Genomic DNA, 10862 nt, shown 5'->3' on the forward strand with positions numbered 1-10862 from the left:
CGGTTTGAGGCCGGTGTCAGGTGATAACTAGATCTGTACAGATATATTATCTTGCCCTGCAGTACCGATAAGCTCGATTGAACGTAGAAAAAGCCCCGTGACTAAATAGGTATATATGTAAGTGTTAATTTGACTGTCTATCGGCCGAAAAAACACTATAGCTTGGTTGCAATTCCAAACTGGATAAGTGTTAGGGATAATTGCGACCTTGCCAAGAGGAGGGCCTACAATATTCATTACTACATCACCTGGATATAGCATAGACCGTTTCAACTTTGATTCATTATAATCTTTCACAACGAATTGCGGTTGATAATCAAAGTCAATCTTCTGATCTCTAATGTTATACACTTTAAGATATGGAACACCACCAGATTCTAAAAATTTGTCCTTTGGTGGTGTAGAACCAGATGTGATCCCATAACATATTTCACCTAATCGGCAGAAACACCATGAACTAGGAACTCGATATAATTTTTCTTCCTCACTTATCTCAGGAAGAGACTTTTCTTGTTTAATCGTTTTGTTTTTGACAAGCCGTGCCTTTTCGGAGGCTATTCGCTCCAGCAGGGCGGAGGCGGGTTCATCGCTAGGGTCTTGCGGCACCAGCTTGCCCATTACCGCCAGTTGCAGGATGGTATATCTCAAGGCGTCGATGCTGGCCTCGGTGGTAAAGAGGGTATCGAAGTGAGTGCTTAGCCGCGCCCAGTTTTGCGCCAACTCGTCGGCATCGCTGGAGTCTGTCAGCGTGGCGAGCAGGGTCTCCACCAGCGTCTGGTGCGCCGCCAGCTGCGACTCGCTGCGCAGCTCCAACTGGTCGCAGAGGGTCATTAACTCATCGACTTTGGCGACAATACAACTTTTTTCATTTTTGGGTGGGATGGCAATTAGACAACCACGTAATTGTGTTTTATTGATCGATGCTAAATTAGTCGTTTGCTTGCTTGAACCAGCAAAATAATCTCTAGCTGAAGGCCCATTCAGGAACATTTCTAGCCAAGACTCATCCTGTTCTTGAAGAAACTTTCTAGCCTTAAATACATGGTTCTGGTGTGCGACATATGGCATCTCATCAGCCCAAATTGCTGTGCGACCAACCTTATCCCAGTCACCTCCTTCAGTAATCAGAAGATCACCTGTCAAAACCTGATATTTTTCGACCTCATCAACAGGAAGCTCAACTGACTTAATACCTGTCACATCAACATACCCACGTTGAACGTTGGCAACACTTAAATAAGGTACTGTAGTTAATACCCTATTTGTTAATTTCCGGCCTTTTGTTATCCCACTTTGAATATCAACAATATCTTCAAAGCGGCACCACTCCCATCCCTTCGGCAATTCAAACGGCTTTTCGTCTTCGCTAATCGCAGACAGCGGTTTCTCTTTTTTAATCTTCTTCTCTTTCACCAGCCGCGCCTTTTCGACAGCAATACGCTCCAACAACACAGAGGCGGGTTCATCGTTAGGATCTTGCGGCACCAGTTTGCCACGCACGGCCAGCTCCAGGATCAGCTCGCGCAGCTTTTTGATACCGGTGAGTTCCAGCTTGCTATTGCTGCCGCGTCCGGCACTGCTTTTCGGGCGCACCGCGGCACTCCAGAGATCCAGATGGTCGGTAATCAGATTTTCTATTTTCAGAGCCGCCATTATGCCTGTCCCTCCTGCTTGGCCGTGCCCTTGCCTAAGGCATCACCGAGAATGGTTTTAAGTTGGTCACGCAGGGTCTGGATCTCGGCCTGTTCTGTGGCATAGCGCGCCAGCAGCTCGTCAGGATCGTGGCTTATCTGCTCGCCGACATGGGGGTTTTTGATATCGAGGTTAAAGTTGCGCGCAATGATCTCGTCGATGCCGACCTTCCAGGCCTGCTCGTTCTCAACCCGAGCCGCAAAGCCGCCCGCCTCATCCCCCCACCAGGCAATCTCGGCTTCGAACTCCTCGAACTTCATCGGCTTGGTCTTGCTGTAGCTCTTCACCCCAGCCGGATAGGGGTGCTCGTAGAACCAGACATCCTTGGTGGGCTGGCCCTTGGTGAAGAAGAGGATATTGGTCTTGATGCCGGTATAGGGGGCAAACACGCCGTTGGGCAGCCGCACTATGGTGTGCAGGTTGCACTCGCTGGTGAGCAGTTGCTTGATCTTGGTTTTGACCCCTTCGCCAAACAGGGTGCCATCGGGCAGCACCACGGCGGCGCGACCGCCCTTTTTCAGGACTTCGATGATCAGCTGCAGGAACAGGTCGGCGGTCTCGCGGGTGCGCAGATCGGCCGGGAAGTTCTGCTCGATACCATCCTCTTCGGTGCCGCCAAAGGGCGGGTTGGTGAGGATCACGTCGATATCGCTGTCCCAGCTCGACAGCGGCTTGTCGAGGGTGTTGCCGTGGCGGATCTGCACCGGCACCTCGATACCGTGCAGCAGCATATTGGTGGTGCAAAGGAGGTGTGGCAGTTGCTTCTTCTCAACCCCCAGGATCTGCTGTTGGAGGGTCTGGTGGTCGGCTGAGGTCTCGACATAGTGCTCTTTGACATGGTCGAAGGCGCAGGCGAGAAAGCCGCCGGTACCGCAGGCCGGGTCCATGATCCGCTCGCCAAGCTTGGGGTCTATGCGGTTGACCATAAAGCGGGTGACGGCGCGGGGGGTGTAGAACTCACCCGCGTTACCGGCACTTTGCAGGTCGCGCAGGATCTGCTCGTAGATGTCGCCAAACAGGTGGCGCTCGCTGCTGTCAGTAAAGTCGATCTCGTTTAGCTTGTTGATCACCTGCTTAAGCAGGGTGCCGTTTTTCATGTAGTTGAAGGCATCAGAGAACGCCTCTTTCACCACATAGCCACGGGGGTTGAGATCGATATTGGCAGGCTGGTTTTTCAGGCTATCGAACAGGTCATTGTTGACGAAATCGAGCAGGGCATCGCCGGTCAGCCCTTCACTATCGGCCGCCCAGTTGCGCCACAGGAAGCGCTCGGGGATGGGGCAGCGGTAGTTATCCTGCTCAAACTCCAGCTCCTCTTCCTGGGCGTCGAACACTTTCAAAAACAGCAGCCAGGAGAGCTGGCCGAGGCGCTGGGCATCGCCGTCGATACCGGCGTCCTTGCGCATGATGTCCTGAATGGATTTGATGACTGAGCTGATGGATGACATGGGATTCTCTGCTTTTTACAAAAATGGTGACGAATACAGGGGCGAATGCGTCAGGAGTATCGATAAAACAAGCGGCCATCATTGGAATGGCCGCATGGTAGTTCAGAAGCAGTCAGGTCGTCAGGCGCTCTGCTGCTCACGGTAAATTTCTTGCTCCAGTTCGGTGATGGCCTGCTCGAACTGTTTGGGGCCACCAAAACCCTTCTTGGCCAACTCCAGCGGGCGACCCAACTCGGTAAAGGGAGCGACTTTTAGCGCATCCTTGGTCTCAATCTCGGTCACCCCCTGATCGGCATACTTGTCGAGCAGGCGGGTTAATACCTGCTGGGCGGTGTCGTTGTACTTGGTGAAGTAGTTGCGCTTTTTGACGTTGTTGGCCCGCTCGCGGCGGGTCAGTGGCGGCTGATCGTATACCACGTGGCAGATAAGGTCGAACGGGTCGAGCTCCTTACCCACTTCCTGCTCCAACACCTCCCACAGCACGCCCGCCTGAGCCAATTCATCCATGATGGCTTGCTTGCGTTCGGCGGCTTGCCAACGTTTGGTGAAGGCATCCAGGGTGGCAAACTCTTTGAGCAGGGTCTTCTTGGTGTAGTCCTTGAAGGATTCGGTCACCAACTTGCCATCGACATCGTAATACTGCACCCGCTCGGCGATGACGCTGACCGCCACGCCGTTGACATAATACTTGCTGACCCCGGGCTCGGGGCCACCCAGCGGGCCTGTGCCCTGACCCCCTGCGCCACTCTGGCCACCATCACTACCGGTTGTGTAGCTGCCGGGTTGTTCATCTACTCCGGGGGCAAACGGATCGCCATGGTCGCCGGGTTCATCGGTTGGCAGCGGATCGGCGCCATCGATGATATCGCCCAAGCCATCATCCGGATTGTTGATGTCTGCCGGCTTGACCACCATGACGCGCTCCGGTTCGCCGTCGAAACGGGGATCGGCAAACAGCTCGGTAGCCTTCTTGAAGTCAAGAATGGTAAACCAGAGCTTGCCGTACTTGTCGTCGATACGGGTACCACGGCCGATGATCTGCTTGAACTTGGTCATGGACTGGATGTTTTGGTCCAGCACCACCAGCTTGCAGGTTTTGGCATCGACGCCAGTGGTCATCAGCTCGGAGGTAGTAGCGATGACCGGATAGGGCTTTTTCGGGTTGATGAAGTTGTCGAGCTGGGCTTTGCCAAGGTCATCATCGCCAGTGATTTTCATCACATAGCGCTCATCCTTGGCCATCTGTTCCGGGTTGAGGTTGACCAGCGCCCGTCGCATCCGGTCGGCATGATCGATGTCGTTGCAGAACACGATGGTCTTGGCCATCGGGTCGGTTTTCTTGAGGTAGTTGGTGATGGTCTCGGCCACCAGCTGGGTACGCTCGTCGATCACCAGAGTGCGGTCAAAATCCTTCTGGTTATAGATACGGTCTTCAATCAGGTTGCCCTGTTTGTCCATCTGCCCTTTGGTGGGACGCCACCCCTGCAGATCGACATCGATATCGACCCGCACCACCTTGTAGGGGGCAAGAAAGCCATCTTCGATCCCCTCTTTGAGGGAGTAGGTATAAACAGGGTCACCGAAGTAATCGGTGCTGGAGACGGTTTCGGTCTCTTTGGGCGTGGCGGTGAGACCAATCTGGGTGGCCGATGAGAAGTATTCGAGGATCTCGCGCCAGGCGCTGTCTTCGGCGGCGCTGCCCCGATGGCACTCATCCACCACGATCAGGTCGAAGAAGTCGGCTGAGACCTGCTTGAAGGCTTTCTGCGACTCTTCCGGCCCGGTGAGCGCCTGATATAGGGCAAGGTGGATCTCATAGGCGGGGTCGATCGTGCGCCCGGTGACCTTAGTCATGGCCGAGCCAAAGGGCTGAAAGTCATTGATCTTGGTCTGATCCACCAGAATGTTGCGATCGGCCAGAAACAGGATGCGCTTCTTGGCGCGCGCCTTCCACAAACGCCAGATGATCTGAAATGCGGTGTAGGTCTTGCCGGTGCCGGTGGCCATCACCAGCAATACCCGATCCTCACCTTTCGATATGGCTTCTACGGTCTTGTTGATGGCCTGCAGCTGGTAATAGCGGGGAGATTTGCCGCTGCCATCCGAGTAATAGTCCTGACTGATGACAGGCAGTTGGGCCTGGGTGAAGCCCTTCCAGGTGCAGAGCTTGTCCCAAAGCTGGCCCGGGCTGGGGAAGTCCTCCAGCGCAATCTCGGATTCCAACTTGGCCGGATTGGTCTTGTCATGAAATACGAAGCCATCTCCGTTGCTGGCAAATACGAAGGGCACATCCAGCAGGCGGGCATAATCGAGCCCCTGTTGCATCCCCTTGCCAATCTCATGCTTGTTGGCTTTGGCCTCGATCACCGCCAGTGGCAAGCCCAGCTTGTGATAGAGCACGATATCGGCCGATTTGACCTTTTTGCGGGCCGCCAACTGGCCGCGCACCACCACCTTGCCATCCCGCAGCTTCACCTCCTGACGGACCTGGGTCAGGTCATCCCATCCAGCAGCCTTGATAGCAGGCAGTAAGTATTTGGAGATGATGTCGGCTTCGGTGAGGGTTGCTTTGTTGATCTCGGCCATGAGAACTCTTCCGGTCGGGGGACAATATTGCTCAAGATTCTCTCATAAAATCAGCCGGGTTTTATTGATTTCAGACTCATAAAGCAACATGGGGTGCAGCTCTTGATGGCATGCCTTCGGGTCAAGGATACGTCTGGCAATGGCATAACTAGGTCGTAGTGAATGCTTGTTGAAGGGCATCGCTTGAGTTAGTCCCATAGCCAGTTAGCCGGCTTGGCTCCCTCTGAATGCACAGGCCAAGATTCCAGATAGATAGGAATCCGTCCCCCATATTTCAGCACACCAGAGTCCATCATCCCTCCAAACAAGATGACCAATATTCCAGAGAGAAAAACGGCACGAAATTTCCAGATAGATAGGAATTCTTCGATCAGGATTCCACATAACTGGTTCTGAACAAGCATTCCACTATGTGGAAAATTCGCACCATTTTTCCAGATAGATAGTTATGTGGAAAGAAACTGGACGGGAATTGGCTGGGGATGACAAGGCTCATTTCATGGCCCCACATCCTGCGTGATTCCACGCAATCATGTTTGTCGCGAGCGAACAAACTTCAATACTTTCAGCGCGTTGTTGATTTTTTCCTGAGCAGAGTCCATGGTGATATGGAGTTTGGTCACACGATCACCTGATTGCATCCTTTATCCGCTACACCTGAGGCCATCACCATGAACAGCATCGTCATCCTGATCCTCCTGTTTTCATTCCTGATAGGGTTTGGCGCCTTTGCTGCGTGGCTGTATATCGAGAAGAGTCACATGGATGCCTCGGATAAATGACCCGCTATTTTGCTGAACGAACCTCTTTTGCCACGCACGAAATCAGATGGCGGGAGCAGCCCAACATTTCCTGGATCACCGAGTAGCTGTGTCCGGTGCTCAACAACTGTGCGATGTGCTGACGCTTCTTTTCATCTTTCTGGCGACCGCGATATTTCCCCTCATCCCTGGCCTTGGCAATACCCTGCTGTTGCCTGCGTCGGCGATCTTCGTAGTCTTTGCGAGCGACGGCTGCCAGCATATCCAGCAGCATGCCATTTACAGCCTGCAAGATGGCGCTGGTGAACTCGGAGCGGCTGTCCCCCTGTAACGCCACCCAGGAAGTCGGAAGCTCCGGAGAAACGATGGAGAGCTGTTTCTGAGCTAGCAACTGCTTCAATGTTTGCCAATCCGTCTGATTGAGACGGGCCAGACGATCAATCTGCTCTACCAGCACAATGTCACGATCTGCAGCGTCGCGGATCAGCCTCATAAGCTCAGGCCTGTCCAGCGTCGCCCCCGACTCATTCTCTACATAGAAACTGGCAATCTGATGGCCATGCTCAGCAGCAAAACCAATCAGCAGCTCTCGTGCCCGCTCAGCATCCTGTTCCACAGTCGATGCACGTAAATACGCCCGTATGAACATTGAAACTCCCATCAGTCTGTTTAAACTGGTTCCGAATTATTGGTTCAATATAAGTGGTTTCAATATGATTTTCGAGAGGGTATTAAGTGGTTTTTATGGGGTATACCTTTTTGAAACCACCGCATGACGATCAAAACACGAGCTTTCGATAGCCTTTTGATCTGACAGCACAAACTTTAAGTGTGATCCGTCATCACAAAGTCGCTTTTGAGTTGTATTTGAGTATTTAGGCGACGTTGCCCACGATTCCTGATCTGCTGAATGGGATGCCAAAGGAGGAAATCTACAGAAGCTGGGCTTTGAGGTGAGTCATCTTTTCGACTCGCCGAACAAGCCAGCAGCCAAGCGCAGCGCGGCAGTTCTTTACCCCATGCCTTGGTAATCTCCCCGTCTGCTGTTCTCTTACCCGCTATAGGGGATATATGTTAAATACCGCCTACGGCGTGTAAATGATACTTACCCTCTATAGCAGGTAAACATTGATATACCTGCCATAGCGTGTAAATTGGAAGAAAGCACGCTACCAGGTTGTCGAATCATGAAAGTAACCAGCGCCAAGCAGCTGAGCGCCTGTATCAAGGATGCCAGGCTTTCTCAAAAGCTCTCTCAAGGCAAAGTGGCCGAGAAAGTGGGGATTAGGCAAGACACAGTCTCCAGCTTCGAGCTCAATCCTGAGTCCACCAAGCTGGAGACCCTGTTCAAGATCCTCGCGGCACTCGAATTGTCACTGGACATCAAACCCCGCAATGAGTCATCCGAGAGTCCGGCATCGGGCTGGAAGGAGGAGTGGTAATGGCCAATCTGGCTGTCTACATGAACGGCTATCGGGTAGGCACATTCACCAAAGCTACCAGCGGCGCCCATCAGTTTCAGTACCATGAGTCATGGCTAGCACAACCGGGCAGCCGTCCCATCTCACTCTCCATGCCATTGCGCCATCAGGCCTACCGGGGCGATGAAGCCTATAACTTCTTTGACAACCTGCTGCCAGATAATACAGAGGTGAGGAACAGGGTTGTAGCACGCTATCAAGCGGTATCAACCCAGCCCTTCGATCTGCTCAGTTGCATTGGCCAGGATAGCGTAGGGGCATTACAGCTGGTTACCGAAGGGCTCGATGTTCCAGATGTCAGGCGAATCGACTACAAGGCACTTTCCGATGACGAGCTCGAGCAGATCCTGACCAGCTACAAATCAGGAATCCCTTTGGGGATGGTCAGGGAGCAAGAGGAGTTCCGGATCTCTATCGCCGGGGCGCAAGAAAAGACTGCACTGCTCTATCTCGATGGCCGTTGGTACTTGCCACTCAATGCAACGCCGACAACCCACATAATCAAACTCCCTATCGGCAAGATTGAAAGCCACTCCTACTCGATAGACCTCTCCCAGAGCGTAGAAAACAAATATCTCTGCACTCTGATTGCCAAGGAGTTTGGTCTACCCGTACCTCACTGCTTCATAATGCAGGTTGGCCAGGTCAAAGCACTGGCTGTGGAACGCTTTGACAGACGTTACGCTGCCGATCGCAGTTGGATCATGCGCCTTCCCCAAGAAGATTTCTGTCAGGTATTGAATGTTCCGTCAGCACGGAAATACGAGAGCCATGGAGGACCAGGGATCACTGACATCATGAAAACCTTGCTGGGCTCTGCAACACCAGAACAGGATCGCTACCTGTTTATGAAATCTCAGGTCCTGTTCTGGCTGCTGGCGGCCACCGATGGCCATGCAAAGAACTTCTCGGTCTTTATTGAACCGGAAGGGCGTTTTCGCCTGACCCCTTTTTACGACATCCTATCTGTCTATCCAGTGTTTGGCGGCCGAGGCCTCAACCGAAGGGACGCCAAGCTCGCTATGGGCCTAGCAAGCAGCAAGGGAAAGAAATACGCCATTGAGCAGATATTCCCGCGTAATTTCTTCCAAACGGCGAAAGCTGTGGGATTTGAGCGTTCTGCTATGGAAGAGATCCTGACAGAACTCGCCAACTCCGTTGATGATGTTATTGAGCGTGTTACCCAGCAATTGCCAGCGGGCTTCCCCGATGCCATCAGCAGCACCATTCTAGAGGGCCTAAAAGCCCGCTCAGCCAGACTGATAAAGGGCTGGGATTAAATTGGCGGTATGTGGGATGATTGCACGGTTAGCCAAACCACCTATGGGAAGTTTGCACGGTTCGAAGAGTAAAAGCGGCTTTCCAGGCACCGGACGGTGCTATGGTCGGTGCAAAATATGTTCAAAACTCACCTAAAAGGCGGTTTTGAATGCGTGTAGTAGCATAGCGTTGATTCATATGGGAAGGCTGCACGATCGAGAATGGACTATGTGGGAACGCTGCACGATAGCAGAAACCCGTGAGCGGCCTCTCAATATGCTGTTTTAGTTACTTTTACCCCAAGTGGCCCCCGAAAAGTCAATAACATATTGAAGATAATAGATTATTTACATTCTGCATCGGCAAATAGCGCCGCACGGTAGGCAATAAAAAGCCCGGGTTCATCCCGGGCTTTTTTGTGCGCTTTTCATCCACCAATCTAGAGGCGGCGCAGGCACCACATGAAGTAAGCACCCCCTAACAGGGTGGAGACCAGACCGACGGGCACCTCCTGGGGAAAGAGGATTTGCTGGCCGATCCAGTCCGCCGACACCATCAGCAAAGCGCCACAGCCTGCGGCGCCGAGCAGGTGCCAGCGCGCCCTCACCAGCCCCATCAATCTGGCCAGGTGCGGCGCCAGCAGACCGGCAAAGGAGAGCGGGCCTATCACCATGGTGGCACTGGCGGTGAGCACGGCCACCAGCAGCAGGATGGTGAGCTGGGCACGGCCGAGATGGATCCCCAGAGCCGTCGCTACCGCCGGCCCCATGGGCATGAGATCGAGCCAGCGGCTCACCAGCAGGCAGGCTGCCAGCATCAGCAGCGCCAGCACCACTAGGGCAAGGGCCACCGGCTGGGTGACGTAATAGGTGGAACCGGACATCCAGGAGAGCAGTTGCTGCACCCGCAGGTCGCCATTGGCCAGGGCGATGGCCTGCAACGGCTCGAACAGCGCCGTGATGGCGATGCCAGACAGCAGTATCCGCTCCGGCTGGAAGCCGTTGCGCCGGTTGATAAGCACCAGCAGCAACAGGCAGGCGAAGGCGCCCACCAGCCCCCCCAGCAGCATCATGGGCAGCGGCAAGGCGGGCAGCAACAGGGCCGCCGCAATCACCCCCATGAAGGTGCCACCGCTTACCCCCAGCAGTTCGGGGCTCGCCATGGGGTTGTTGCTGACTCGCTGCAACAGGGTGCCTGCCAGCGCCAGCAACACGCCTGCGGCACCCGCTGCCAGCGTGCGCGGCAAGCGCCACTCCAGCTGGGCCTGCCACCGCAGCCAGCTCGGCCAGCCCCAGCCGCCCATCCCCTGCCCAAACAACAGGGAGGCGATCACCGCCGCAGCCAGCCCCAACACCATCAGGCCGACAAGGCGAGTCGGCGCCGGATGGCGGGCCAACTGCAGGGAGGAGTTCGCCTTAGGCGCACTCTGCTTGATACCAAGACGCGGGATCAGCCAGAGCAGCAGAGGCGCCCCCAACAGGGCCGTCATGGCGCCGGTCGGGATCAGCACAGGCCAGAACCGGCTCAGGGTCTGCAGCAGCAGATCGGTGGCCGCCAGCAACAGGGCGCCGAGGATGGGTGCCCACAGCAGCCGCTGGGCCAGTTTTCTGACCCCCAGCAGCCGCACCATGGCG

At 54.3% G+C, this 10862-nt stretch carries 7 protein-coding genes; 2 read left to right on the plus strand and 5 right to left on the minus strand.

From position 1 onward, the window contains the following. Positions 1-27: 27 nt before the first annotated feature. From AACR77_RS17095 to AACR77_RS17110, 4 genes are all read right to left on the minus strand, one after another. Positions 28-1653, minus strand: coding sequence for a restriction endonuclease subunit S (locus AACR77_RS17095; RefSeq protein WP_052224748.1), 1626 nt, complete (start codon positions 1651-1653; stop codon positions 28-30). Continuing rightward, positions 1653-3140 carry an N-6 DNA methylase gene (locus AACR77_RS17100; protein ID WP_042878560.1) on the minus strand — a complete coding sequence of 496 codons (1488 nt, stop codon included), beginning with the start codon at positions 3138-3140 and terminating at the stop codon, positions 1653-1655. The genes AACR77_RS17095 and AACR77_RS17100 overlap by 1 nt, the downstream gene beginning before the upstream one ends. Before the next feature lie 120 nt (positions 3141-3260). Next, positions 3261-5726 (minus strand): EcoAI/FtnUII family type I restriction enzme subunit R, encoded by a 2466-nt coding sequence (hsdR, locus tag AACR77_RS17105; protein WP_042878561.1) that lies wholly within the window; start codon positions 5724-5726, stop codon positions 3261-3263. Positions 5727-6512: 786 nt separating this feature from the next. Beyond that, positions 6513-7136, minus strand: coding sequence for a recombinase family protein (locus AACR77_RS17110; RefSeq protein WP_042878565.1), 624 nt, complete (start codon positions 7134-7136; stop codon positions 6513-6515). A gap of 538 nt (positions 7137-7674) precedes the next feature. Here AACR77_RS17110 and AACR77_RS17115 point away from each other — a divergent pair. Together AACR77_RS17115 and AACR77_RS17120 are read left to right on the plus strand one after the other, a co-directional pair. After that, complete coding sequence (locus AACR77_RS17115; protein ID WP_042878568.1) at positions 7675-7929, plus strand: helix-turn-helix domain-containing protein; 255 nt, start codon at positions 7675-7677, stop codon at positions 7927-7929. Beyond that, complete coding sequence (locus AACR77_RS17120) at positions 7929-9248, plus strand: type II toxin-antitoxin system HipA family toxin (protein ID WP_042878571.1); 1320 nt, start codon at positions 7929-7931, stop codon at positions 9246-9248. Before AACR77_RS17115 ends, AACR77_RS17120 begins: the two co-directional genes overlap by 1 nt. Before the next feature lie 419 nt (positions 9249-9667). On the opposite strand, the gene AACR77_RS17125 is transcribed toward AACR77_RS17120, so the two are convergent. Next, on the minus strand, positions 9668-10862 hold a 1195-nt coding region (locus tag AACR77_RS17125), incomplete at its 5' end, for an iron ABC transporter permease (RefSeq protein WP_042878575.1).

Origin of the sequence: Aeromonas sp. ZOR0002 (genome assembly GCF_963866995.1) — a bacterium.
GTDB lineage: Bacteria > Pseudomonadota > Gammaproteobacteria > Enterobacterales > Aeromonadaceae > Aeromonas > Aeromonas caviae.